This is a genomic window from Staphylococcus microti, from assembly GCF_000934465.1.
GTDB classification, from domain to species: domain Bacteria; phylum Bacillota; class Bacilli; order Staphylococcales; family Staphylococcaceae; genus Staphylococcus; species Staphylococcus microti.
This window is the reverse complement of sequence record NZ_JXWY01000072.1, coordinates 1-330: the sequence shown is the minus strand read 5'-3', so window position 1 is coordinate 330 and position 330 is coordinate 1. Positions and strand designations below refer to the sequence as shown.

Below are 330 nucleotides of genomic sequence, written 5' to 3'. Positions count from 1 at the left end.
GATTTTGATATTGGATTAATGGATAATCTCCCGTTTTAACGTATGCTTCAAATTGATTTGGTGATAACTTTGCGCGCCCCATTTGAAAACGGTCATTATTGTAGTAATCAATATAATCATCCGCAAGTTCTGTCAGTTCTTCAAAATGATGAATATCTTTCAACCCTTTGATTTCATCTTTCATGTGACCAAAAAACGATTCTTGGGGCGCGTTATCTCAACAGTTTCCTTTCCTAGACATTGATTGTTTTAAACCACTTGTGTTAACTAATGCTTGAAATGATGTACATGTATAGTGAATCCCTTGGTCTGAGTGAATAATTAATTTTT

General features: G+C 33.9%; 1 protein-coding gene. It reads right to left on the bottom strand.

The features are described from left to right. A partial coding sequence (locus TP70_RS13025) for an IS3 family transposase (protein ID WP_156962274.1) occupies positions 1-184 on the bottom strand: 184 nt, incomplete at its 3' end. Positions 185-330 lie beyond the last annotated feature (146 nt).